The organism is Kribbella qitaiheensis (assembly GCF_042657745.1).
GTDB classification, from domain to species: Bacteria; Actinomycetota; Actinomycetes; order Propionibacteriales; family Kribbellaceae; genus Kribbella; species Kribbella qitaiheensis.
The window spans coordinates 92060-116886 of record NZ_JBHSKE010000035.1 but is presented as its reverse complement, the minus strand read 5'-3'; the positions used below and the strand labels follow the sequence as shown (position 1 = coordinate 116886).

The following is a 24827-nucleotide window of genomic DNA, read 5'->3' as shown; positions in this document are numbered from 1 at the left end:
GCGAGCAACCCCAGCATCCGCCGGGGAACCCACGAGGAGCGGAGGCCCCGCTCCTTCATCGCATCAAGGACGAAGCCAGCGGCCACAACCTCGCCCTCGGCGACCTGATGCCCCTGCTCGTACCCAAGGCCCCGTTTCCGTCGCGCACTCCGGCCGACCTGGCAGCGGTCAGCTCCGATGCCTGGCGCAGCTACTGGGTCGACGTCTGCACCAACGAGACCATGCCCCAGTTGGTGGACGTGCTGTTCCCCGACAGTTTGGTCAAGAAGCTCGAATGGATGGAGATCGAGGGCTCGAAGTTCGCCTACGTCCTGAACACGGTGACGAGCACCAAGGATCCGGCACAGAAGCTGGCCGTGTTCGGCAGTGCGCCGGCCCGTTCGCTCGCGGTCTCGGTCTGCAACGACAAAGAGATGATCCAGCTGGTCCTCGAGCTCGGTGGCGGTTGGAACGAGTGGAAGCCGTGGGTGCTGGCCGAGGGAGCTCCGCTGCGCGATCTCGGTCTGGCGGCAGTGGCCAAGGGCTCGATCGCCGGCGAGCTGGACAAGCGGTTCCTAACATGGGTTACCGCCGACGAAGCGGACACGGCCTACCGACGGCTGGGCTCCTTCGGCGACATCGACCTGGCCATGCTGCGGACCGGCCCGATGCCGGCTGATGTCATTCGCGACCGGTACGGTGGTCAGGCCGAGAAAGTGCTGCGGGCGTTGAACGGCGAGCTGGCGCGGGAGACCAAGAAGGTCAACACGGAGGAAAAGTTGTTGACCGGACCGACCAGCGGACCGTTCAAGGAGAAGTCCTTCGGCGGGGACAAGCGGTTCACGCTGAGCTACTGGCGCGACCGCGTCGAGGTCGAGGTCGGGGTGAGCATGAGTGCGGTCGACGACCGCGCCAAGGCCCAGCTGGCGAGCGCCAAGGCGACCTGGTCCTCCAAGATCGCCAGCGCCTGGAACGGCTTCGAACTCACCAACGCCAACCGCACCATCCCGATGCAGATGAAGATCAGCTTCGAGGGCGGCCCGAACTCGGTGAAGGTGCACTCCGGGCCGTGGGTGTGGCCGGACTACAACGCCGGCAACTGGTACATACCCGATCCCGAGCGGGTGCCGGGCCAAGCCGACGCGAATGCCCAGGCGCCGGTCCACGAGTTCGGTCACCTGATCGGCAACCTCGACGAATACGACGCCAGTGCGGAGCACTTCGTCCACGTCACCGGAGTCGACCCGAGCAAGCCCGGACGTCCGGCGAGCATCACCGAGGAGACCGACACCGAGGGCACCAAGCGCTACACCGACACGGGCAGCGTGATGGGTACCGGCGGAAGTGGCCCGGCATTGGCCCGGCACGTCGACGACATCGTCACCTGGGTCAACCAGAACCTGCAGGCCGGCGAGCCAGCGCTCACCCTCCGGGCGCGCGGGCCGGGTGGCGGACCATGAGCGCCTTGGACACTGCTGGTGTGGCCTTCCCACTCCGCTACGTGCTCTACAGCGGCCGTCCACCGCTCGACTTGGAGCTGACGGTGGAGGCCGATGCGAACTGCGTCCTCGACGTCCGTACGGGTTGGTCACTTCCCCAGTCCGCTCCCCTGCGACTGGGTCGCTTCGCCGGCCGCCTGGACCCCGAGCCCTTCGCTGCTTTGGTGAGTGCCGCCGCGGCCGCCGCGGCGGCGTCTTCCCGCGCGCCCTCGACCGATCCGTACGAGTCGGCCACCCGGCTGATCGGGGCTGGTGGTGGGCCGCTCACCCCGGTCGACGACGAGGACCCCGGCGCCGGGTCGTTCGAGCAGTGGCTGCGAACGGGCGCGACGGCGCTCCTGGCGACGCCGTTGGCGGCCGTGGACGTGTCCGCCGAACCGGTGGGCGATTCCGGCGCCGCCGAACTGGTGATCACCGCCGTAGGCACGACGGCTCAACCGATTCTGCTCGTCGAACCGGGCACCAACGAGTGGATCCGGCTGTGGAGTGACGGCCCGCAGGGACCTCAATACCTCGAGTACGAAGACATCGAGCGCCTGGTCGCTGCGGGCTCGCTTCCGCCGGGAGTGGTCGAGCTGGCTCCGGGGACATCCCTAAGGCTTCCCCTTCCCGGATCAGCCGCAGAGACACGGAGAACCGGTGGATTCCACTTCTGGTGGGTCGGACCGGGCCTGGCCCGAGGAGGGCTCCAGGGCGACTGGTCACTATGACCCGGTCGACGGGCCGGCCGACATGGTCCGGACCAGGGCCAGACGAACTGCTCCGCCCGTTCTGCGGGTGGAACTGCACCCACATCGACGTCGTCCGTGTTAGCGCGAGCCAGGAACATGCACCGATCGACCTGACGCACGTGGATCGCAACTGGCTACTACGACTCGGAGGAGGAACCGCCGTCTAGCCGACGGTCGCTCCAGCAGCTAGAGCGCTGGGTGGCCATCTTGCTGCTGAACGGGGCCACCTTTGATCTCTCTGAGCTCGAAGCACGATCGTCGCTCTCCTGCCGATCGGCGAGGTTCTCACGGCCTGGGTAGACGTAGAACGTCAGCAACTGCTCGTACGATTGCGGGTCCTCACGATCGCGAGGATGTTCGGTCTGCTCACCGTCGTGCATGCGGTGATCGCCCGCGTCCCTGCGGACTGGGTCTCGAGAGCACCCAGCCGGCAGGGTGCCTCACGCAATCGGGAGGGGGGCGACGTGCGACCGGAGGATCAGGTGCAGGGAACTGTGGATGGCCAGCCCTCCTAGTGCTCCGAGGGCACGGAACGTCAGTGTGACGTCCACGATCCTCGGTACGTCGAAGCGGACCCGGAAGCCACCCTCCTGGCGCGGTTCGCCGGTCAGCTCGTGCACCGGAAGGTCCAGCTCGACGCCCGGCACCGGGTCGCCCTCGATCACTAGCAGACCCGTCACGTAACCGGTGTTGACGATCGGGAACTCGATCGTGTGCCAGTCACCGATGGTCAAGCTCTCCACCCGGCTCTCGGTCCGGGCGACATTCACCCGTGCCTCCGGATTGATCGTGACCGAGATCGGTGCCGTGGTGTCGACCGGCCCGCAACAGCCCGCCGCTTCGCCGCGAACCATCAGTCCACCTCACATTCGTCGCTCCGGACCAGATAGGTGGCTTGCGCGGCGTCGTACGCTTCCCGCGCCGCCGATCGTTCGGTCTCGCGAATGAACCCGGACTTCGCCTTCCACAGCGCGTCGACCGAGTCGTGCAACCATTGCGCGCTGCGACGCGATGCCCGGATCGGGAGCCCAGCGATCTCGACGAAGATCGGCTGGGTGTGGACACTGCGCAGGATCCGCAGCGCGATCCAGGACGAACGCTCCAGGGCCACGTCGAACTCGATTGCCTGCTCGTTGCCGTCCGCAAGTAATTCCTGCGCCCCGGCCGGAACGCCGTTCACCAGGACCTCGACGAGCACGTTGCGGGATCGGCCGATCCGCGACCGCTCGAGATGCCAGCCGACAGGTGCGGAGTACACCGGCTGGCCCGCCGCTGGTGGCGCGGGTGGCTGTTCGGGTAGCCAGGCCGCGACCGTCGCGGTCACCCGGACCGGTCCCGGAGCGTCGAGTGCGTGCTCCCGGCCGGTGTCGCCGTCGACGGCGAAGTCGTACACGTGGCTGCGGCCGTCGCCGAAGTACGACGGGCCCTCCTTCAGCCCACCGAGCCAGGCCTCCAAGGCCTGCTCACCTTGCGGCGGCTCAGGCAGCCGGACGTAGGTGCGCCCGACTCCCGGGCCGTCGTCGTAGATGCAGGGATAGTCGGTCTCGCCGAGCATCAGGGTCCGATACCCGACGTTCAGCAGGTGGTACCAGATGTTGAGCTCGGCGGCGGGAGCGAACTCGGCACCGCACTGGAAGTCGGCGGCGCCGAGCGGCACATCAACGATGATCTCGTTGGAACCGATCGACTCGAACCCTGGGATGACATAGTTCGGCAACTCGTCGGTTCCGACCGAGAGGCCGAGACCGCAGTGCGCGTACCCGACCAGCGCACTCTGCGCGTGGCCCCAGCGCATGACCGGCAGGTTCCACGACGGCCAGTCCTCGATCAGCTGGGTGCCGGGGTAGTCCTGGTCGGTGAGCCCGAGCAGGATGACGTGACCGGAATGGCTGGATGGGAAACCCGACACCTCGAGGTCGTACCGGAGCAGGCTCTGGCTGTCGCGGTCGGTGTCCTGCGGATCCCACGTCATGCCTTGGGCCTGCTGCATAGCGGGGTACTCCAGTTCGGCGCGCGGGCTGATGGACGAGCCGCTGAAGAACTGCTTCTGGTGGTAGTAGCACGGTCCCCAGGTGAGCACGCTGCCCATCCAGAGCCCTTCGCCGCGAACGTGCCGGATCATCGTCTCCGGAGTGACGCCTTCCGACGGCACGCTGTAGTGCGAGCAGCCGCCTGCGTGGATGTGCGGGTCACCGGAGTAGTAGCCACGGGCGGCCGGATCGGCCCAGCGATCGAGCTCGATCGCGACCGCCTCGATGTCGGCCGACAGGTCGACCTCGACGCGGACCTCGCGGTACTCCGGTCCGCGGCGGGCGGAGATCTCGTACTGACCGGCCGGGAGCGTGATCACCTCACCGGTCGCCCGGTAGACGTGTTCGTGGAAGAACATGTCCGGCGCCAGCCGCATCGCCTTCGACGGGTACGCCCGCCGCTGGGAATCCCGGACGGTCAGCGCCGCCACGGTACTGCTGCCGTCGGGCTCCCTGACGTCGAACCGGATGTCGCGGGCGGGCAGGCAGTCGAAGTCGAACATCGCGGCGTACTGACGGCTCTCGAATCCCATCCGCTGGCCGGCCTTCGCGAACGGCGGCCGGGTCAGGCTCTCCGTCGCCTCCTCCACCGCCAGGACGAATGTCAGCTCGCCGCTGCGGCTGCCGCCATCGCGGCTGTACAGGCTGATGACCTTGTACTCGACGTCCAGGCCGGACACGTCGGTCGGGCCGGCGAGCTTCACCTGCAGCCAGCTGCCCTCGATCCGCGGTACGACGGTCAACGTGTCGTGCAGTGTGATCCGCGATGCGTGGCTGTGGTGGTCGACCAGCCCGAGCACATGATTCGACGGCGCGGACAGATCACCCAGCAGCCGATGCGGGTTCGCAACACGGACCAGGAAGCTTCGCCACCCGTGCTGAACAAGTCGTGGTGGCGCAGCACCCGGCGTAGTCGCAGTCAGGCCCTGCTCGTCGATCTGGACGTCGGCGAGGACGTAGGGGCGCAGGAGTTCTTCGACTTTGGCGGACCTGACGGCGTCGGTCTGGGCGTCGTCGGCCAGCTTTGCCAGCTGGCTGGTCAGATCGTCGGGTAGAGGTTCACCGATGTCACGGAGTTTTTCAACGGCTCTAGTCGCGGACGCCAGTAGTGGCTGGAACACAGGACCTCCTCGTCGTGACCATCTTCGAGCTTAGTTGCCCCGGCTGCGCCTGGCTCGCGGTTTTCGTCGGTGGGCACAGAGGTCCGGCGGCTCACCGCAGCCGCCCGCGTTTTGTAGTTGCAGGAGACCTCCAGCCCCAAGGCGCCGTACAGGTCATCGTCGCCTCCGCGGCAGCGATCCTCTGCCGGAAGGTCTGGTCAGCCGCATCCACGGCATCCTCGTCGTCGTGTGCGCCCGCGAGAAGTGCAACAGTCTGATCAAGATTTCCGGGACTGAACAGTGCACGCAATCCATTCGTTCACCCCATCGGAGCGGTGATCTTCGCGGACGTAGTCAATACACCGCCGTGCACTTCACCGAGACCCTGCAACTGGCCGGCCTCAGCCCCTCGATCGGCACCGTCGGCGACGCCTACGAACCCCTGGCCGAGGCCACCATCGGCCTGTGCAAGACCGACGAGGTGCATCAAACCCGGGACGGTTCACTGCTGCTCGCGGTCAGGGACGTGCGCCGTAGATGTTCTGGTCGAGGCCTCCTTGCGACAGGCACGGGTCGTCGATGGTCGGCGAGGTGTACGAGGGTGCGTTGATGTCGTTGGGCACGTAGGTGCACGGCTGGTAGACGTCGAACAAGTCCTCGTCGTCGGCCGCGCCGGTCTCCCGGGGGTCGGCGCCCGGCACCAGGTCCTGCGAGCTCGTCCACACCGTGTACACGCCACCGGGCACAGCGGAGATGTAGTTGTAGTCGCCCCAGAACCCGAGTCGGCGCGAACTGTGCGTCTCCCAGCCGAAGTTGCTGCCGACCGTCGATACGACCTGCTCGGTCCAGCTGTCCCCGCCGTCGCCCGACCGCGCGACACGTGTATCGACGACCTTGCCGGAGTTCACACCGCCGGCGGTGTTTCCCGGTGGCACGCCCGGTCCGTACGACGGGTCTCGCCGCGAGTCGTAGAACACGATACTGATCACGCCGTCGGCCGAGGCCACGTCCGGGAACCACTGGTGGCCCCTGGGTGCGGCATCCACCGTGGCCGGTGCGCTCCACAGGACACCGTCGGTCGAGTTGCTGACGAAGATCTTTCCCTGCCCGGCGCCGGTGCGCCCACTCCACACGAGATGTACGCCGACTTCGTCGGCGGCAACCGCGGACAGCGATGAGAAGCGGGAGTAGGTGAACCCGGTGGCGCACGCGAACGGCCCATCCCCGCATCCGGCACTGGAGCCGTAATCCCTGTCATCGAACGGCGTGAAGCCCGCGACCCGTACCGGCAGCCCGAAGCTCGCCCCGCCATCGGCCGACTTCGCGACGTAGATCGCGTCCGTCGTGGACGGCTGATGCGAAATGGTCCGGTAGGTGAGGTAGACAGCACCGTCCGGCCCCACCGCCAGGTCGGCGAACTGCTTCTCGCTCAGCCCCTTATCCACGGCGATCGGCTTGGAGTAGGTCGCGCCGTGGTCGGTCGAGCGCGCGAACATCATCCGGTTGTTGTCGGACTGCCCGGGATAGGTCGCCCATGCCACGTAGACGTTGTCGCTGTGCGATCCGCCCGTCTGGTCCGTCGTCACGTTGATCTTGTCCTGGAACAGGCCCCACGTCGAAGGAGTACCGCGGTCGACGCGCACCGTGCGCACGTAGGTCGCTCCATTGTTTGTGTACGTCGCCACATAGACCGAGCCATTCGTCGGCTGAGCACGGTTGAAGCAGATGAACCCATAGAACAGCCGGCCCCCGGTGTCGAACGACTGCGTCGGGTCACCGGCGGCCGCACACATTCCATGCGTGGGCGACGCGGCTCCGGCGGCCGACGTGTCCATCGGGTAGCCGGGAACGAGGCTGTGCGCCCAGGTGGCGCCGCCGTCGTTCGAGCGGTAGTAACCCGCCCACACCTCGCCGTTGACGATCTGCGCGCAGTAGTCGTTGGACCCGGCCGCGACGATGTCGGGGTCGCTCGGGTTGACCGCGACAGTCGGTTCGTTTTGTGATCGCCGACCGCTGCTACACGCGGCGGTGGTGGCGTCACTCGTCCCGTCGTACCTCAGGTAACTGGTCGTGCCGTCGTTGTCGTTGGTGACCAGCGTTGGTGCCAGCGCGGTCACGGCCGACGAGTTCAGCCCGACCGATCCGGCGAAGACGAGAGACAGCAGAACAATCCCGATTCGTGCATTCGAAGGCATGGCCCCTCCCTGGGCCGGCTTGGCCGTATCAACCCTGGTCCCCCGAGCGATACGCCCTTCCATTGCAACCAACCACGCGATGGTCGAATTGTGAAGCCCGAGGCACACGTCGCCGGCCGAGTCGACCACAACTCGCACTCATCCGGCCGGCCGAGTGGGCGCGCTCACAGCTGGCCGAGGTAGGCCTCGCGCACCCGGGGGTCCATCCACTCCGCGCGCCCGGCTGGTCGTTGGCGCCGACGGTCACCACTCCACCGTCGCCCGGCTCGCGCAGGTCGACGGTGGTCATATCCGCCTCCTGTCTCCTGTAGAGCTGGACGCCACCACGCCTTCGCGGTATTGCAGGAAGCAGAGGATGCAATAAGAGCGTTCGGCGCGACGTCTACCCGATATGGCGCTGCTGACGGCCAGACCCGGGTGAAATGGTGGCGGACTCCCCAGCAGATCAGCGGGAAAGTTCCGGGAGCTCGCGAGTGCGCAGCTTCCGCGGCTCTACTCGATCGCGCGGCGCCTCGTCGGGGACGACGCCGAGGACGCCGTACAGGACTGCCTGCTGAAGGCCTTTCAAGCGCTACGGCCAGCTCAGGACGGCAGGGAAGCCGACGGTCGGCGAAGCAGCCGGTGAGGATATCGCCACGCCACAGTCTGCTCACGGCCCGCGTCCTCGCCAAGGCGATGGAGCCGAGACATGCTGGATCCCGGCTCCACCTCCAAGGAAGTGGCCGGCCGCCAGATGTGCCACCGACGAGATCAGGGAGGCTGCATCTGCCACGCGGCCGGTCATCCCTCTCATTCAGTGCACGCCTTCGACATCTACCCGTCAAGACAGGGCCGTCGGGGTCGAGCAGCAGCGGGGTCTGGGCGAACAGACTGGCCAGGAACCCGGACGCGACCGCGTCGAGCCGGCGGACGTGGCCGAAGGCGAACGCGCGCAGGAACGAACCCAGCGTCGACGGCGCGCACGCACCGGTGAAGACCCGCCCCAACCACCCGCTCACACCAGCCTCTCCATCGTGGATCCGGGCTTAGTGCAGGCGGACGCGGGGGTCGAGGAGGGCGTAGGCGACGTCGACCAGAATATTGGCGACGACGACCGCGGCGGAGGCGAACAGGACGATGCCGATGATGACCGGCAGGTCCTGCTGGTTGATCGCGTCGATGGAGGTCTTGCCGAGTCCGGGCAGGCTGAACACGGTTTCGATGACCACGACACCGCCAACGAGCTGGCCGAGGTCGATGCCGAACTGCGTGACGACCGGGGTGAGGGCGCTGCGCAGTCCGTGCCGGATGATCACCCGCCGTTCGGCGATGCCCTTGGAGCGGGCCGTCCGGATGTAGTCCTCGCCGAGTACGTCTAGCATCGAACCGCGGGTCAGCCGGGTGTAAGTTGCCGCGAGCAACAGAGCTAGCGCCAGCCAAGGCAGCACCAGGTGCTGGGCCCACGGCCCGGCTCCGTCCGCCAGAGGCGAGTAGCCGCCCGCCGGGAACCAGGGGAATCCGGCCAGCGTGAGCTTGAAGTAGAAGAAGTACAGCAACAGCAGCCCGAGCAGGAACGAGGGCATCGAGTAGAAGAACAGCGCGAAGACCGTCAGCCCGCGATCGGCGAGTGAGCGCGGGTGGGTGGCCGACAGTACGCCGTTGAAGACACCGAGCGCCATCCACAGTACGGCCGCACCGACTGCCAGCGAGATTGTGATCGGAAGGGCCTGCGCGATGATGTGGGTGACCGCCACCTGGTGGTAGTAGTCGTAGCCGAGGTCGCCCCGGACCGCCTTGCCGAGGAAGTGTGCATACTGCTTCCACAGCGGCTGGTCGAGTCCGAGTCGCTGCTCGATCGAGGCGATGGTCTCCGGCGTCGCCTGCCGGCCGGCCAGGGTGCGGCCGACACTGTTCGGGGCAATGAAGAACAGTGCGAACACGCACACCGTGATCAGCCAGAGCACGAGGATTCCGTGGGCGGTCCGGCGGATCAGGAAGCGGAGCATCTCGTCACTTCTTCAGCAGCCGCTCAGTGCGCGGATCGAAGGCGTCCCGGACGCCGTCGCCGAACAGGTTGAAGGCGAGCGTGGTGATCAGCAACGCGGCACCTGGGAAGACGATGAACCACCAGGCAGTCGTGTAGTAGGCCTGCGCCTCGCTGATCATGCCGCCCCAGTCAGGCGTCGGCGGTGCCAATCCGAGACCGAGGAAGGACAGCGTCGCCTGCACGACGATGACGACCGGGATCAGCAGCGTGGTGTAGACGATCACCGGCGCGAGCACATTGGGCAGAATGTCGATGAACATGATCCGGCGGTCACTGGCGCCCAATGATCGGGCTGCCTCGACGAACTCACGCTCGCGCAGGGACAACACCTGGCCGCGCACGATCCGGGCCACCGACGCCCAACTGAAGAAGCCGATCACCAGCACTGTGACGGTCAGGCTCGGACCCGTGACGGAGACCAGCGCGATCGCGGCCAGCAGGAACGGCACCGACAGTACGACGTCGATCAGCCGGGCCAGGACAGTGTCGACGAACCCACCGAGGAACCCGGCGGCGAGTCCGACGACGACACCGATCACCACCGTCAGGGCGGTCGCGGCCACACCGACGAGCAGCGAGATGCGGGCGCCGTACGCGATCCGGACCAGGATGTCCCGGCCGAGATCGTCCGTGCCGAGGACGAACTCGCCGGTCGGGCCCTTCGGCAGCCCATCAGGGGTGAGCCCGGTCTCGCGGTACTGCTCGTTCGGCGGATGGCCCGTGACCGACGCGACCACCGGCGCGAAGATCGCCACCAGGATGACGATCGCGATCACCACCAGCGAGATCATCGCCACCCGGTCCCGGCGCAGCCGCATCCAGGCGAGCACCCACGGACTCCGACCCTCGATCATCCGGCCGGGCACCGCGGCGACCGTGTCCGGCGTACCGGTCGGGATCTCGGTCTCGTACGGCAAGGTCATGCGAAACCTCCACTCTCAGGGTCGGCAGCGATCACCGTGTCCTCGATCTGTGGCGAGGTGAACAGCAGGTTCTCTCCCACCTCGAGCGGGAACAGGCACGCGGTCGCATGGTCGGGCGCATCCCCCAGTACGGCGGCCAGCGGTGGCTCGCGTTCGACGCAGTCGTTCCGAGCCTTCCAGCAGCGGGTGTGGAACCGGCAACCGGTCGGCGGCGCCACCGGTGACGGCAAGTCACCGGCGAGGATTACCCGCTGCTGACTGTCGGACACATCGGGATCGGGGACCGGCAGCGCGGACAGTAGCGCGCGAGTGTAGGGATGCCGCGGGGTCGTGAAGAGCTCAGGCGCCGGCGCGGTCTCGACGATCTTGCCGAGGTACATCACCGCGATCCGGTCGCTCACATGCCGGACTACGGACAGGTCGTGCGAGATGAACACGTAGGTCAGGTCGAACTCCTGCTGCAGATCCGCCAGCAGGTTGATGATCTGCGCCTGAATGGACACGTCCAGGGCGGACACGGGCTCGTCGCAGATCACCAGCTTCGGCCGCAGCGCGAGCGCCCTGGCCACTCCGATTCGTTGCCGTTGACCACCGGAGAACTCGGCCGGGAACCGGTTGTAGTGCTCGGGATTCAGCCCGACCAGCTCCATCAGCTCCTGGACCTTCTTCTTCCGCTCCGCCCTCGACGCGGCACCGTGGATCACGAACGGATCGCCGATGATCGAACCGACCCTGCGGCGTGGGTTCAGCGAGCCGTACGGATCCTGAAAGATCATCTGGACGTCCCGGCGTACCGGCCGCATCGCCCGGCGCGACAACCCGGTGATGTCCTGCCCGTCGAACCACACCGATCCGGACGTCACGTCGTACAGGCGGGCGATACACCGGGCCAGCGTCGACTTGCCGCAGCCGGTCTCGCCGACCAGCCCAAGCGTCTCACCACGCCGTACCTGCAGATCCACGCCGTCGACGGCGTATACGAGTTCGTGTCCGCGGTTGAGCAGTGCGCCGGTCTCGACCGGGAAGTGCTTGTGCACACCGTCCAGCCGCAGCAGTACGTCGGAGGCACTCATGACGCACCGGTGGCCTCGAGCGCTTCGCGTTGCCGGCCACGGGTCGCCTCGTCAGCGCTCAGCCAGCAGGCCGACTGATGGTACGGATCGCGGAACACATCCTCCAGCGGTGGAGTCTCGGCCCGGCAACGGTCAAACGCATAACGGCACCGCGGGGCGAACGGGCACCCGGGCGGGAGTGCGATCAGGCTCGGCGGCGTACCGGTGATCGGCGTCAGCCGCTCCCCCGCGGCCGCCTGCGCCGGGAGCGACAGCAGCAGCCCTTCGGTGTAAGGGTGGTGGTGACGGTAGAAGATCTCGCGTCGCCGGGCCCGCTCCATCGCGGCTCCGGCATACATCACCACCACGTGGTCGGCCATCTGCGCGACCACCCCGAGGTCGTGCGTGATCAAGATGATCGCCGTACCGAAGCGGTCCTGCAGGCTGCGCATCACCTCCAGGACCTGGGCTTGAACCGTCACGTCGAGCGCGGTGGTCGGCTCGTCGGCGATCAGCAGTTCGGGGTCGAGGGCCATCGCCATCGCGATCATCACCCGCTGCCGCATGCCGCCGGAGAACTGGTGCGGATAGTCGTCGATCCGCTCTTCCGCCCGCGGGATCCCGACCAGCGACAGCAGTTCCGCGGCCCGCCCACGGGCGTCCCGCTTGGAGATCTCCCGGTCGTGCGCCTGGATCATCTCGACGATCTGCCAGCCCACCCGGTAGTACGGGTGCAGGCTGGACAGCGGGTCCTGGAAGATCATCCCGATCCGGGCGCCACGGATCCGCCGAAGCGTCGCCGGGTCGGCCGCGAGCAGGTCGATCCCGTCGAACGACGCCTCGCCGGAGATCCGGGCGCCGCGGGTGAGTCCGGTGATGGTCTGAGTGGCCACACTCTTCCCCGACCCGGACTCCCCCACGATCGCCAGCGTCTCGCCCTTGCGTACGTCGAACGACAGTCCCCGGACGGCTTGCACCACACCGTCAGAGGTGTCGAAGGAGACGTACAGATCCCGGACGCTCAAGAGGAGCGGCATCGCTCATCAGCCGCCTTGCTTGTCCTTGCTCAGCCAGACGTTCGTCGGGTCGAAGTTCTGGATCGCCGGGATGTAGATCGCGTTGTGCACCTGGGTGGCGCGGTAGTTGGCTTGGATCGGGTTGGTGATCGGGAAGAACGGCGCGTCCTTCATCACCTGCTCGTCGGCCTGGGCCCACAGGGCCGTCGACTCATCGGTGGTCTTCGCTGTGGCCGCCTGCAGGATCAGAGCGTTCGTCGCCGCACTGTCGTACAGGCCGAAGTTGCTGCCGATCGGCGGGAAGGCCTTCGAGCCGGCGAACAGCGGAGCGAAGAACGACAACGCGGCGTTGCCGTACCAGTCGGCACCCCAGCCGGCCAGGGAGAGGTCCCAGACTCCGCGCTGGGCGACGGTCGGCACCTGCAGGTACTTCGTGTAGAAGTCAGCGTTCGGCGACGGTACGCCGACGACCTTGATGCCGATCTTCGACAGGTCCTGCTGGACCGTCTGGAACGTCTTACTGCTGCCCTCGGACGCGTTGCGGTACAGGAACTTCAGCGTCAGCCCGTTCGGGAACCCGGCGGCGGCGAGCATGTCCTTCGCCTTCGTCGCGTCGTACGGGTAGAGGTCAGAGTCCTTGGAACCGAGGATGTCCTGCGGCAGTACGTGCGTCAGCGGCTGGTTGACCTTCGTCCCGCCGAGCACCTGGATGATGTTGGCCCGGTTGATGCCGTACATCAGTGCCTGCCGGAACTCCGGCTTCGCCATCGCCTTGTTGTTGTTCGGCGAGGCGGTGTTGAACACGACGTACGGGTTGGTCGACGCGGTCGGACCGAGATTGAGGTTGGGGTCCTTCGTGTTGATCAGGTTCGGCAGCTGCGACGGCGGCGGGAAGTTGTCGAACTCCATGTCGGCCGTCGGCGTGCCGGTCTGCAGTTGTTGCTGGGTGGAATCCTGGCTGACCGTCTCGTTGATCATGATCTTGTCGACGTACGCCTTGCGGACCGGATCGCTCGACGCCTGCCACGCCGGGTTCCGGGTGAACACGATCGACTTCGTCGGCGCGTAGGACTCGATCTGGTACGGGCCGTCCGACAGCGTGTGCTGGGCGAGCTCGGCGCTGGCCGGAATGTAGGAGTTGAACTCCTTCGGCGCCGGCGAGAACGCGGGCAGCGTCAGCATGTCGACGAAGTACGTCGCGGGCTGCGTCAGCGTGAACACCACGGTCGTGTCGTCCTGCGCCTTCACTGCCGGCAGATCCGTCCCCTCGATGTACCCGCCGATCGCCGCGGCCGTCTTGCCGACCTTGGCGAAGCCGTCGCAGAACGCCTGGTACCCCTCGAGCAACGAGGCGAAGTCGGGGATGCCACCGAACGGCTGGACCGGGTTACAGGTGCGCTTCACGCCCCGGACCACATCGGCCGCGGTGACCTGGCGGGCCGGGTTGGTGTTCCACTGCGCACCCGACCTGATCTTGATCGTGTACGTCTTCCCGTCGGCGCTGACACCGCCGTTCGACGTACTCGGGATCTCGGTGGCCAGGTCCGCCACCGGGGCCGTCGTCTTGCCGTCCTCGGCCGGGTAGGTGAACAGCTGCCGGCTCCACATCCGCAGACCCAGATAGCCGATCGAGTAGTAGCTGATGTTCGGGTCCATGTAGTCGACGTCGCCCGCACCGAGCATGTTCAGCGTGCCGCCGGTGACGGCCTGGCCTTCAGTCCCGGACGGGGTCTCCGTGCCGCCACCGCAGGCGGTCGCCGCCAGCGTGAACGCGCAGATCGCGGCGATGGTAAGTTTCTGACGAGACATCTCTCCTCCTTCTCGCAACGCAGGGCGCATCGGCGGGAGGAAGGCCGGCCGGTGGCTCGGCATATACCTGCTTCGTACGCAGAGCGCAGTACGGCGGCAATGACCGCGACTCAACTGTTACCGCCTCGCCACGCATACGTGACCAGCCCGCGGCGGACCGTAGCCCCTCGGTCACGCCGTGCTGATCCGGTGGACCACCTCACACGTTACGTGAAATTCCATCAGCGAAGAGTGACCATGGGAGGTGACAACCAGGGATGTTGACGTTTGGTTAAGGTGGGTGCCCCTCGTCGGACACTGAAACACTTGTTTCAGTTCCCACAGGCACAGTGTGCCGCCTGTTGTGCTGTCTGCTGAACGTTGCCACCGGCAATCGGAGGGCTGATGCCAGGACGAGGCGACTATTCCCGCTCACTCTCTCCCACAGTGGTCCCGTAGCCCGGTCGTCGGACCGAGGTCAGTACGCGCGGCGATCGTGTTTGCAGTAGATCACGCGGGTCTGGTTTCCTGCAGGCGGCACGGTTCGTGCCGCCTGTTTGCATTTGTGGCCGGCGGCCCGTTCCCAGGCGGAATCAGTTGCCATCAGCAACCGCATCTCAGATCCGCACCGCCCTGGCGCGGGCAGGTACGTGCGTGCTGGCCCGCAGGCGGGTGCCGTGCTGGCGCCGACGCGCCCGGCGGCTCGCTGGTACGACGCTCGAGGGGAGTTCCACCTCGACACGAAGGAGTCGCCATGACCAGCACCAAAGAGTTCGCTCTGGACGCGCGCGATCCGCTCGTGCGCACCGCGACGACGCGCCGTGTCGGACTCGCCCTCGCGATGTTTCTCGCCCCCTGGCTCATCGTGGGCGCCGAGGTCGGCCACGCGGTGATGACCCTGCACGGGGGTGACGACCTCGAACCGAGCGGCGACCTCACCCTGACCGGCGAGCACCTCACGCTGGTCCGCTGGGCCAGCTTGGCCGCCTTGGCCGGGGCCTTGCTGCTTGTGCCCGCCGTCCTCGGGGTGATGCGACTGGTCCGCGTCCGTGCCGCGCGTCTGGGCCTTGTCGGCGGTGTGCTAACCGCCGCGGCATACGTCTGCTATTTCGCGATGGTATTCCAGGGCTTCACCACGGCCGCGATGGTCAAGGCCGGCGGCTCGACGAGCCAAAACGTCACGGTGTTGCAGGCGGTCCTGGACGAGCCGTTGACACGCTGGGTCTATCTGCTCTTCGTCCTGGGCAACCTCCTGGGTACGTTCCTGCTCGGCCTGGCCCTGGTACGGGCGCACACCGCGAATCGGCTCGCGGGATTCGGGCTGATGGCCTGGCCGGTGTTCCACGCCATCAGCTTCCCGTTCTCGGACGTGATCGGGACCGCAGTGCAGGCGGTCGGCTTCGGACTGGCCGCTATGGCACTGCTCCGACGGCGAGACCCGCGGACGGAGCCCTACGAACTGTTGCGCAGGTAGGCCAGCACTGCCAGGACGCGGCGGTGGTCGTCGTCGGAGTCGTACAGTTCGAGCTTGACGAAGATGTGCCGGACATGGGTCTCCACAGTGCGCTCGGCGGTGTGGAGCCGACGTGCCACTGCCGCGTTCGAGCGGCCCTCCGCGACCAGGCCCAGCACCTCGCGCTCGCGCTCGGTCAGCTGGGCGAAGGCGGGCTCGGGATGCATCGGCGCCAGCAGCGACGCGACCACCTCGGGGTCCAGCGCCGAACCTCCGGCCGCGACCCGGCGAAGGGCGTCGAGGAAGTCGTCGAGGTCGAGGATCCGGTCCTTGAGCAGGTAGCCGAAGGCTCCCGTCGCGACGAGCTCGGTCGACTGGGTCGTCTCGACGTGCTGGGACAGCAGCACCACCGGGAGCCCTGGCCGCATTGTCCGGAGCTCCCGCGCCGCGCGGGCACCGTCATCGCTCATGGTTGGCGGCATCCGGATGTCGGTGACGAGCAGGTCGGGCTCGTGCGCCAGCACCGCCGCTACCACGCCGGGCGCGTCACCAACACGTCTCCTGCATCCGTACGGCGGCCACCCGCGCGGAGTCGATCCCGGCGTACAGGTTGGGATCCGGCGTACCGACCAGGGCGATCGACGCGATCCCGTCCTCGGTCCAGGCGCGAGTGCGTTCCAACGCCCAGGGCCGGTCGGCCGTCAGCGTCTCCAGGTCGGCGTACGTGAGGTCGGACCGGCGGACGACGGCGTCGGACCAGAGAACCTCCACCCACCTGGCCCCGGCCAAATAGGCGCGCTCGACCACCACCTGGGTCAGCTCCGCCTGGGCGACGTCGGCGCTGACCACCACGCCCTGCCCGGGTTGAACGTTCGCCCCGACCCGGACCACCAGCTCGGCGAATCGCCGCAACACATCGTTCATTCCAGCCCCTGACCTCGATATTCACGCTAGAGTGAACATTGACACATGCGTGAACACACGGCAAGACACCTGACGAAGGAGCCGCCATGGAGCAGCCGGCCGAAGCGCTGCCGGTCCGAGTGATCACCGACCTCGAGACGATGCGGACGCTGTCGGATCCGACCCGGATCGCGATCCTGCGCCTATTGATGAGCGGCGGCCGATCAGCGCCGGTGATGTCGGCCAAGGAGATCGCGGCGGCGCTCGGCGAACCACAGACGAAGCTCTACCGCCACCTCAGGCAGCTCGAGGCCGTGGGCTTGATCCAGGTGGCCGAGACCCGACTGGTCTCCGGCATCCAGGAGCAGCGCTACCGGACCGCCCAACTGGCCTTCACCCTCAGTCGCGACCTGGTCACCAAGGATGCGGCGACCTCCGAGTTCGCCGACACCCTCTCCGCTGTGCTCAGCGAGTTCCAGACCGAACTGATCGGCAACCTGAGCGCGGGGCGGGTGCCGGTCGGCTCCGAGGCGGAGACGCCGCTCGGCCTGCTGATCGGGCGCGGGATGGTGGCCAGGGTGAGCCCCGGTCGCGCCGCCGATTTCCGGCGCCGCCTGCTGGCCCTCCAGACCGAGTTCGACACGCTCGGGGACGACGAGGACCCGAGCGGCATCCCGGTACACCTGCTGATCGGCTGGTACGCCGTCAACCAGCGCTGATCAGAGCAACAGCGCCCGGACGATCGGCCAAGCGATCAGCACACCGACGGCCGCAGCGGCCAGCAGCACGAGTACGTGCACAGGGTTGCGCTTGTACGCCGGGTCGACGCCGACCTCGCGAATCAGATCCAGCGATCCGACGGTCTCCCGGTGCTCCACCGGGAGACCGATCGCCGTGGTCACGGCGCGGAAGTCATCGGACGACCAGAGCCAACGGGACGCGCCGATGCGAGTCCCGTCAGCGGCGAGAATCATCAGCGCACCGATCGGCAGCGACGACTTGACCCGGCCGATGGTGAGCACTCGCACCAGGTGCGCGCGGTGCAACACCTTCTGCGGTCCCCAGGCACTCGCCTGGTAGGCAACGGTGTCGGCATCGATCGAGAAGCAGGCGGCTCGCAAGGTGGCCCAGAACATCACGGCCAGCATTGCTACGAGTACGACGTACATGCCGAGGGCGACCGGCCAGCCCAGCGCCCAGGTCGCGAGCGAGGCGCACAGGACGGCGAGCAGCGCCAGGTAAATGCCGGCCAGGATCCAGAACGGTCTGCCGGCCGAGGCGAACCTCGGCCGGACCACGGTCGGTGTCACTTCCAGGCGCGGTGCTTCTGCGCGGGCGTCTTGATCGGGGCGGTCGACTCCCAGACCCGGCGCCAGCGGGCGGCGTCGGGCCCCGACTGCGACGGCGAGGCGCCGGTGGCGACCCGGCGACGGGCCTCCCACCAGGTGGTCGCCTCCTCGTCGAGCAGTGCCGACACCGCGGCGGAGATCTTCGGCGCGAACTCGCGGGCGCTCTCCCCCTCGACCGGGTAGAGCGGGTCGCCGTACCGGACGGCCACCGTCGGGCGGCCCGGCACCGGCCAACCGCGACCACGCGGCATCGCGGCGAACGAGCCCTTGATGCCGACCGGGATCACCGGTACGCCGTGCTCGACGGCGAGGTACGCCGCGCCCATCCGGAAACGCTCCATCCAGCCGTCGGGCGACCGGGTGCCCTCGGGGAAGACGACGACGTTCCAGCCGTCCGCGAGCAGGTCGCCCGGCGTCGAGCTGAGCTTGCCGCCGCGGCGCTCGATCGGGAACGTGTTGAACACGATCGCCGACGCGGTCGCCCGCCACCACGTGTCGAAGAAGTAGTCGGCGGCCGCGGCGACCGCGGTCTTGCGGCGCATCGCGTCGGGCAGGGTGCACAGCACCAGCGGGGTGTCGAGGTGTGACGAGTGGTTCGCCACGATCAGCGCCGGGCCGTGCAGCTTCAGGAGCGAGTCGAGCCCGCTGACCTGCGGGTTGACCTCCCATCGCAGCACCGAGTTGAGGGCGCCTTTCTGAAGCACTTCGCGGACCGCGATCGCCGCCGGAGTCCGGGCCCACTTGGTGGGGAAGACCGTGGTCTCCTTCGGGATCACGTACGGCTCAGCCGACCGCGGCACCTGCGGTCGCCGGCCCCACCGCCACCCGCGCGCGACCTGCTTGACGTCGCGCGCGGTGTCACGGCTGAACTTCACCAGGCTGGTACCCATCAGCGCACGTCCGCGAGCAGGTGGGGCGGGTTGTGCAGGTAGGTGATCGACGGCGACCGGCCGACCGAGTGGCTCACCATCTCCAGCGCGTCCTGCAGCGTCGAGGCGGACCGGAAGCCCATCCGCTCGACCGTCTTGCGGTTCGCGCCGACCCAGACGATGTCGCCGCAGTGGTCCAGCGCGTGGGAGATCCAGTACCACATGTAGAACGGGTGCACGCCGTGGTACGCGTACGAGGTCCGGTACAGATGGATGTACCACGGGTCCTCGGCGTACTGCTTCTCGAACTTCGCCTCGATGGTGGCCGGGTCGGTCGACTCCGACAGCACCTCCTCGAAGAAGTCCACGTACGACGGGTGGTGCAACTGGCTGAACTCGTAGTCCACCGGGTGGTACAGGATGACCGCGCCGTCCTTGCGGACGATCGGGTTGCCCCGGTAGGAGTTGAAGTAGTAGCCGAGCCCCATGCAGGCGGCCAGGATCGGGTTCATCACCGAGTTCACGTTGTACGGGCCGACGAACGGCACGCCCATGATCGCGACGTCGGACTGACCCTGTACCTCGACCAGGTGCTGGCGGTGCACGTTCTCGATCGTCTTCTCGTGCACCGGCTCGATCGAGCCCGCGTGGATCCCGGTCAGGCCGTAGTTCGCCCGGACGTCGGTGAAGATCCTGTGCCGCATCTTGGCCGGGGCCAGGTCGAGCCCGCGCTTGGTCGCGAGCATCGAGGCCTGGTCCTTGATCGACCACTCCCACTCGCGCTTCTGCAGGAACTCCAGCGGGCCACCGAAGATGTCGTTGTTCAGCGTGGTCTCGATCTGGAAGACCTTGACGTGCTCGGTCAGCACCGCGCCCATCCGCCAGGCCGAGTGGTGCATCTTCGAGGCCTTGTGGTCCATGAACGACCGCGAGTGGATCATCGTGTGGCTGTTGTGGTGGTGCTTCAGCGACTTGTACGACGCCAGCCCGATCGACGTCGACTTGTGGCCGCCGTCCATCGCCACCAGGTTCACGTTCACGTAGACCAGCAGGTCGGACTCGGCCGCCCGCTTGGAGATCTCGACGTCCTCGCCGTGCTTGGTCTGGCCCAGGTGGGTCAGGTTCGCGGCGTCCTCGGCGTCGAAGTTGTAGAGCTTGCCGTCGGGGAAGAACGACCGGAAGACCCGCTCGCCGACGATGTCGCGCAGCTCGTTCGGGGTCAGCCGGCGGTGCAGCGCGTTCGCCGAGATCAGCTCGACGTCGTCGACACCAGCGTCGGCGGCCATCGTCAGCACCGCCTCGATGATGCGCTGCCGGATGTCCGGCTTCTTCATCGGCGGCAGCGGCAGCGAGATGTCGTCGAACGCGATGGTCAGCCGCATCCCCGGCCGCAGCAGCTCCGGCAGCGGCTCGGACTCCAGCGGGTGCAGCAGCGCGTTCTGGATCGCCTCCTCGACGTCCCGCACGGCCGGCAGCGCCTCCGGCGGGTACACCACCCGGGTGCCGAGCGGGAACCGCTCCAGCAGGAAGCCCTCACCGTTGTGCACGAGCAGCGGCGGCGTCCGGTCGTCCACCTCAAGCACAAACCCTGGCCGAGACATGTCAGAACCTCTCTCGTCGTACGCTCAAAAACAGCTCGTCACGCGACCCTGCAGCCGGCCCGGTCACGACGCCCTCACATCGAAAGCCACCTTCACGGTGCCCAGCCGGCCGGCGGACTGCGCGTGGTCCAGCGCCTCGCGCCAGCGGTACAGCGGGTACCGCGCCCCGACGATCCCGTCCAGCGGGGCCTTCGCGGCCATCTCCAGCGCCGTCTCGAACGCGGGCCGGTCGTTCGGCTCCTCGCGGGACGACGCGTACGTGCCGGTCAGCTCCAACTCACGGAACCACACCGGCGACAGGTCCGCACCCGTCGACGGCATGCCGGACAGCACCACCCGGCCGCCGGCCTTGGTGACCCGCAGCACGGTGTCGATCGAGTCCTTGCTGCCGACCGCGTCGACAGCGACGTCGACCCCGCCGAGCAGGAACTCGCGGCCCAGCTCCGGCTTCAGCCGGAACGCGCCCGTCGCTCGCCGTACGCCGCGGAAGACCTCGTCGGGCGCGACCACGTCGCTCGCGCCGAAGGCCCGGGCCAGCTCACGCTGCTTGGCGTGCTTGGCGACCACGGTGATCCGGCCGGCCTGGGTGAGCTCGCGCAGCGCCAGGGTGGCGAACAACCCGACCGCGCCGGCGCCGCTGACCAGTACAGACTGACCCGGCTCGACCTTCGCCTTGAGCGCAGTGTGAACGGCGCACGCCAGCGGCTCGGTGAGGACCGCCCGCTCGTCGGACAGCCCCTCCGGTACGGCGTACAGCTGGCTGCGGTGCGCGACCATCACGTTGCCCCAGCCGCCACCGGTGTCGTGGCAGAAGCCGGTCTGGAGTCCGGGGGCCACGTGGCCGACGGTGATCCGGTCGCAGCGGTTGGTGTGGCCGGACGCGCAGCCCTGGCAGGGCTCGACGCCGCGGGCGGCGCAGGTGAGGACCGAGTCCATCACCACGCGGGTGCCCTTCGGCAGGTCCTCGCAGTCCTCGAGCAGCACGCCGACGATCTCGTGACCGGGGACGAACGGCATCGACACCATCGCGGAGAAGTACAGCTTGGTGTGGCCGGTGACCATGCCGAGGTCGGAGCCGCAGATACCGGACAGGATCGGGCGGATCTTCGCCCACCCCGCCTTGTCGGACTTCGGCTCCTCGATCGTGACGAGCCGCAGCGGTGCCGCCGGGCCGGTCAGGATGCCGGGGATCCGGCTTCCCATCGCCTTCGCGGCCAGGTACTTGGCCGGCGACCGGTACATCTCGAGCGCGAGCATCATCGGGCGTTCACCCCGGGAATCTCCAGACGCGACGAAGTGGACGGAGTCTTCCAGTCGACGATCTGCCAGCGCGCGGCCCGGGCGGCCCGGAACAGCGACACGTCCGGCGAGACGGCGACCGGATTGCCGACGGTCGTCAGCATCGGCAGGTCCGAGTGGCTGTCGGCGTAGGCGTAGGACTTCGACAGGTCGATGTTCGTACCGCGGGCGCGGTGCTTGATCCACGCCGCCCGGGACTCACCGACCAGCGGCGGTCCGGACAGGAAGCCGGTGCAGCGACCGCGGTCGTCGACGGCCAGCTCGGCCGCGACGATCTCGTCGAACAGCGGCTCCAGCGGCCGAGTCAGCGGCCGGACCGCGCCGGTGATCAGGATCGTGGTGTGACCGGCCGCCTTGTGCTCGCGGATCCTCCGGACGGCGGCGCCGCTCAGCCGCTCGAGCACGTGCTCGGCCAGGACCTCGTCGACGATCCGGTTCAGCTCCTCCAGGTCGGCGCCCTGGTAGCGGCGGTAGATCGTCCGCAGGAAGGTGCCGCGATCCTTGCGCTCGGCCGCGATCAGCTTCGGCAGTTTGCGCAGCATCGAGCCGATCTCACCGACCCGCTGGTGGCTGTCGAGCTCCGGCAGCCGCATCCACAGGTAGGTCTCGATCACGTTCGAGGACAGCAGCGTGCCGTCCATGTCGAACGCGGCGATGATCTCGCTGCCGTCCTCGGAGGGCTCCACCTTCTTCAGCGAGCCCGCGGTCTCGGCGAGCGCCTTGTTCCGCTTCTTCCGGACGACGTCCAGCCGGCGCAGCGAGTCCGTCACGCTCGGGCAATGCACTTCCTGCAGGTAGTGCTGCCAGTCGACGATCGAGGTGTCGCACCAGAACTTCTCCCGGTCGTCCCCCTCGAGGGCGTTGTGCAGGGCGAGCACGTTGTCGTCGATGAACTGGAGCTCGGCCTGCGCGTATTCGGAGTACAGGTCCATGTAGCGGCGGAGGAAGTCGATCCGGCGCTTCTGCACGTCCAGCTCGCGCGCGTATTTCCGGGTCCGCTCGCCTCGGGGCACGTGCGTGATGATCTGGTCGGCGATCTTGTGGGCACGCTCGCCGTAGCGGAGCATGCTCTCCACCGAGTCGCCGCCGGGGAACTTCCAGACCGGCAGCCGGACCGCGCCCCGCTCGCCGAGGTCGAAGGGGTGCTTGGAGAAGTACGCGCGGACGCCGGCGTACAGCTGCTCGAAGGTGAGCGGGTTCCGGGCGCCGGAGCTGACGTGGTAGTACTCCGGCTTCGACAGCTCAGGCTCGGTTGCCATCACCGCGCAGATCGCGCCGACGACGTGGTCCACCGGGATGATCTCGACCACCGAATCGGGGCTGGCCGGGAACTCCGGCAGCTCGCCGCGGCCGTAGGCCAGGATCAGCGGCTCGGCCATCTTGAAGCCCTCGATCCAGCCCGGGTGCGGGCTCTGCACCGCGGACTCGATGATGGCCGGCCGGACGATCGAGGTCGGCAGCTTGGCCGCGAACTCCTCGACGACGCGCTCGCCGAGTGCCTTGGTGAAGGTGTAGCAGTCGGTCCAGCCGAGGCTGCGGGCCCGCTCTGTTCCGGTCTCGACCAGCTTCTTCGCGACCCACTCGGTACGGCGGCGCTCGGTGTCGGCCGCCGCGGTCAGGTGACCGGCCCGGCGGTGCAGCTTCTCCGACTCCTTGCGGAACTTGGTCAGCATCGCCGCGCTGCGCGAGGCCTCCTCGATCCGGGACTTCATCGCCATCCCGGCCTCGGCCTCGGCCCGCCAGTCGACGCTGTGCTCGACCGAGGCCTCGGGAATCGCGCCGCGACGACGGCCCGCGGTGTAGGCGGTCGAGATGTGCACGTAGTGGATCCGGCGGTCGGTCCCGTCGCGACTCTCGTCGATCCGCTCGAGCAGGCTCTTGGTGCCGAGCACGTTGGTGGTGAACGCCTCGTGGATCGGCGGGTCGAAGGAGACGTCGCCGGCGCAGTGCACCACGATGTCGAGATCCTTCGGCAGCGCCGGGACGTCGGACAGGTCGCCCTCGACCACCTCGACCCGCGCGGCGGTCAGCTCGTCCGGGTCGGCGTACGGGGTGCCCTCGCCGTAGAACGGCTTGAAGATGTCCTTCTTCAGCATCTGCGCCATCCGGGCGGTGCCGGTCAGCGAACCCTTCGGGCGGATGATCGCGACCACCGTGGTGCCCGGCAGGTCGCCGAGGATGCGGTGCAGCAGGGCCTCACCGACGAATCCGGTGACGCCGGTGACCAGGACCTTCTTGCCAGCGAGCTGGTCGGCAAGACTCACTTGTCGCCTCCACGGGTGAGTTCGAGTGCCTCGGTCAGGGTGAACGCGCCGGCGTACAACGCCTTGCCGACGATGACGCCCTCGACGCCGTCGTCCACCAGGGTGCCGAGCGCGCGCAGGTCGTCCAGGCTGGAGACGCCGCCTGAGGCGATGATCGGCTTGTCCGTCCGCGCGCACAGGTCGCGGTACAGGTCCAGGTTCGGCCCCTCGAGCATGCCGTCCTTGGTGACGTCGGTGACCACGTAACGCTCGCAGCCGGCCTCTTCCAGCCGCTCGAGCACCTCGTAGAGGTCGCCGCCTTCCTTGGTCCAGCCGCGGGCCGCGAGGGTCCGGCCACGGACGTCCAGGCCGATCGCGATCCGGTCGCCGTACTGGCTGATGACCCGGTCACACCACTCCGGGTCCTCCAGCGCGGCGGTACCGATGTTGACCCGTCGCGCGCCGGTGGCCAGGGCGGCGGCCAGGGAGTCGTCGTCGCGGATGCCACCGGACAACTCGACCTGGACGTCCAGTTTGCCGGTCACCTCGGCGAGCAGTTCACGGTTGCTGCCGCGACCGAAGGCGGCATCCAGGTCGACCAGGTGGATCCAGTCCGCGCCGGCCTCCTGCCAGGCCATCGCGGCGGTCAGCGGGTCGCCGTACGAGGTCTCGCTGCCGGCCTCTCCCTGCACCAGCCGGACAGCCTGCCCATCCGCCACGTCCACGGCAGGGAGCAGCACCAGGTTCTCTGACATGGCCCACACCCTAGAT

General features: G+C 67.9%; 21 protein-coding genes and 2 pseudogenes. 6 read left to right on the top strand and 17 right to left on the bottom strand.

The genetic code is table 11. The features are described from left to right. Both ACFPJ1_RS25215 and ACFPJ1_RS25210 read left to right on the top strand, forming a co-directional pair. Positions 1-1439 (top strand): hypothetical protein (locus ACFPJ1_RS25215; RefSeq protein ID WP_380107541.1); only part of this gene is annotated, 1439 nt, incomplete at its 5' end. After that, positions 1436-2188, top strand: a complete 753-nt coding sequence (locus tag ACFPJ1_RS25210; protein WP_380107539.1) for a hypothetical protein — start codon at positions 1436-1438, stop codon at positions 2186-2188. The genes ACFPJ1_RS25215 and ACFPJ1_RS25210, both read left to right, overlap by 4 nt. A 461-nt stretch (positions 2189-2649) precedes the next feature. On the opposite strand, the gene ACFPJ1_RS25205 is transcribed toward ACFPJ1_RS25210, so the two are convergent. Then, on the bottom strand, positions 2650-3063 hold the full coding sequence (locus ACFPJ1_RS25205; protein WP_380107538.1) for a hypothetical protein: 414 nt from the start codon (positions 3061-3063) through the stop codon (positions 2650-2652). Continuing rightward, the gene (locus tag ACFPJ1_RS25200; RefSeq protein WP_380107537.1) at positions 3063-5360 is read right to left on the bottom strand and encodes a CehA/McbA family metallohydrolase; all 2298 of its coding nucleotides are present in this window, start codon (positions 5358-5360) and stop codon (positions 3063-3065) included. The genes ACFPJ1_RS25205 and ACFPJ1_RS25200 overlap by 1 nt, the downstream gene beginning before the upstream one ends. 331 nt (positions 5361-5691) lie before the next feature. Between ACFPJ1_RS25200 and ACFPJ1_RS25195 the strand changes: the two are divergent. Then, positions 5692-5817: pseudogene (locus ACFPJ1_RS25195) on the top strand (IS3 family transposase); the annotation flags it as partial. 40 nt (positions 5818-5857) lie between these two features. Here the strand turns inward: ACFPJ1_RS25195 and ACFPJ1_RS25190 are convergent. Further along, on the bottom strand, positions 5858-7534 hold the full coding sequence (locus ACFPJ1_RS25190; RefSeq protein ID WP_380107535.1) for a sialidase family protein: 1677 nt from the start codon (positions 7532-7534) through the stop codon (positions 5858-5860). A gap of 499 nt (positions 7535-8033) precedes the next feature. Here ACFPJ1_RS25190 and ACFPJ1_RS25185 point away from each other — a divergent pair, with 499 nt between their 5' ends. Continuing rightward, positions 8034-8159, top strand: coding sequence for a hypothetical protein (locus ACFPJ1_RS25185; RefSeq protein WP_380107544.1), 126 nt, complete (start codon positions 8034-8036; stop codon positions 8157-8159). A 217-nt stretch (positions 8160-8376) separates the two neighbouring features. Here the strand turns inward: ACFPJ1_RS25185 and ACFPJ1_RS25180 are convergent. From ACFPJ1_RS25180 to ACFPJ1_RS25155, 6 genes and pseudogenes are all read right to left on the bottom strand, one after another. Then, positions 8377-8526: pseudogene (locus tag ACFPJ1_RS25180) on the bottom strand (IS1380 family transposase); the annotation flags it as partial. Between the two features lie 33 nt (positions 8527-8559). After that, positions 8560-9519 carry an ABC transporter permease gene (locus ACFPJ1_RS25175; protein WP_380107534.1) on the bottom strand — a complete coding sequence of 320 codons (960 nt, stop codon included), beginning with the start codon at positions 9517-9519 and terminating at the stop codon, positions 8560-8562. A gap of 4 nt (positions 9520-9523) precedes the next feature. Then, on the bottom strand, positions 9524-10483 hold the full coding sequence (locus ACFPJ1_RS25170) for an ABC transporter permease (RefSeq protein ID WP_380107532.1): 960 nt from the start codon (positions 10481-10483) through the stop codon (positions 9524-9526). Next, positions 10480-11556 carry an ABC transporter ATP-binding protein gene (locus ACFPJ1_RS25165; protein ID WP_380107530.1) on the bottom strand — a complete coding sequence of 359 codons (1077 nt, stop codon included), beginning with the start codon at positions 11554-11556 and terminating at the stop codon, positions 10480-10482. The genes ACFPJ1_RS25170 and ACFPJ1_RS25165 overlap by 4 nt, the downstream gene beginning before the upstream one ends. Further along, positions 11553-12572, bottom strand: a complete 1020-nt coding sequence (locus ACFPJ1_RS25160) for an ABC transporter ATP-binding protein (protein WP_380107528.1) — start codon at positions 12570-12572, stop codon at positions 11553-11555. The genes ACFPJ1_RS25165 and ACFPJ1_RS25160 overlap by 4 nt, the downstream gene beginning before the upstream one ends. Before the next feature lie 6 nt (positions 12573-12578). Then, positions 12579-14360, bottom strand: a complete 1782-nt coding sequence (locus ACFPJ1_RS25155) for an ABC transporter substrate-binding protein (RefSeq protein ID WP_380107526.1) — start codon at positions 14358-14360, stop codon at positions 12579-12581. A gap of 733 nt (positions 14361-15093) precedes the next feature. Between ACFPJ1_RS25155 and ACFPJ1_RS25150 the strand changes: the two genes are divergently transcribed. After that, positions 15094-15813 carry a hypothetical protein gene (locus ACFPJ1_RS25150; RefSeq protein WP_380107525.1) on the top strand — a complete coding sequence of 240 codons (720 nt, stop codon included), beginning with the start codon at positions 15094-15096 and terminating at the stop codon, positions 15811-15813. Here ACFPJ1_RS25150 and ACFPJ1_RS25145 read toward each other — a convergent pair. After that, the gene (locus ACFPJ1_RS25145; protein WP_380107523.1) at positions 15792-16328 is read right to left on the bottom strand and encodes a LuxR C-terminal-related transcriptional regulator; all 537 of its coding nucleotides are present in this window, start codon (positions 16326-16328) and stop codon (positions 15792-15794) included. The genes ACFPJ1_RS25150 and ACFPJ1_RS25145 overlap by 22 nt on opposite strands. Before the next feature lie 10 nt (positions 16329-16338). Further along, positions 16339-16716, bottom strand: coding sequence for an aminopeptidase (locus tag ACFPJ1_RS25140; RefSeq protein WP_380107521.1), 378 nt, complete (start codon positions 16714-16716; stop codon positions 16339-16341). 86 nt (positions 16717-16802) lie between these two features. On the opposite strand from ACFPJ1_RS25140, the gene ACFPJ1_RS25135 reads away from it, so the two are divergent. Next, positions 16803-17414: an ArsR/SmtB family transcription factor gene (locus ACFPJ1_RS25135; RefSeq protein WP_380107519.1), complete on the top strand. Its 612-nt coding sequence runs from the start codon at positions 16803-16805 to the stop codon at positions 17412-17414. Here the strand turns inward: ACFPJ1_RS25135 and ACFPJ1_RS25130 are convergent, their stop codons facing one another. The 6 genes from ACFPJ1_RS25130 to priA form a co-directional block, all read right to left on the bottom strand. After that, a complete protein-coding gene (locus ACFPJ1_RS25130) occupies positions 17415-18005 on the bottom strand; it encodes a hypothetical protein (protein WP_380107518.1) in 591 nt (196 codons plus the stop codon). Continuing rightward, a complete protein-coding gene (locus tag ACFPJ1_RS25125) occupies positions 18002-18934 on the bottom strand; it encodes a lysophospholipid acyltransferase family protein (RefSeq protein ID WP_380107517.1) in 933 nt (310 codons plus the stop codon). Before ACFPJ1_RS25125 ends, ACFPJ1_RS25130 begins: the two co-directional genes overlap by 4 nt. Beyond that, positions 18934-20514 carry an NPN-dependent hydroxyacid isomerase, LarAH14/15/16 family gene (gene larAH / locus ACFPJ1_RS25120; RefSeq protein WP_380107516.1) on the bottom strand — a complete coding sequence of 527 codons (1581 nt, stop codon included), beginning with the start codon at positions 20512-20514 and terminating at the stop codon, positions 18934-18936. The genes ACFPJ1_RS25125 and larAH overlap by 1 nt, the downstream gene beginning before the upstream one ends. A 63-nt stretch (positions 20515-20577) precedes the next feature. Then, positions 20578-21774 carry a zinc-dependent alcohol dehydrogenase gene (locus tag ACFPJ1_RS25115; protein WP_380107514.1) on the bottom strand — a complete coding sequence of 399 codons (1197 nt, stop codon included), beginning with the start codon at positions 21772-21774 and terminating at the stop codon, positions 20578-20580. Next, on the bottom strand, positions 21771-24077 hold the full coding sequence (locus tag ACFPJ1_RS25110; RefSeq protein ID WP_380107513.1) for an HAD-IB family hydrolase: 2307 nt from the start codon (positions 24075-24077) through the stop codon (positions 21771-21773). Before ACFPJ1_RS25110 ends, ACFPJ1_RS25115 begins: the two co-directional genes overlap by 4 nt. Then, complete coding sequence (priA, locus tag ACFPJ1_RS25105; protein ID WP_380107512.1) at positions 24074-24811, bottom strand: bifunctional 1-(5-phosphoribosyl)-5-((5-phosphoribosylamino)methylideneamino)imidazole-4-carboxamide isomerase/phosphoribosylanthranilate isomerase PriA; 738 nt, start codon at positions 24809-24811, stop codon at positions 24074-24076. The genes ACFPJ1_RS25110 and priA overlap by 4 nt, the downstream gene beginning before the upstream one ends. Between the last annotated feature and the right edge of the window lie 16 nt (positions 24812-24827).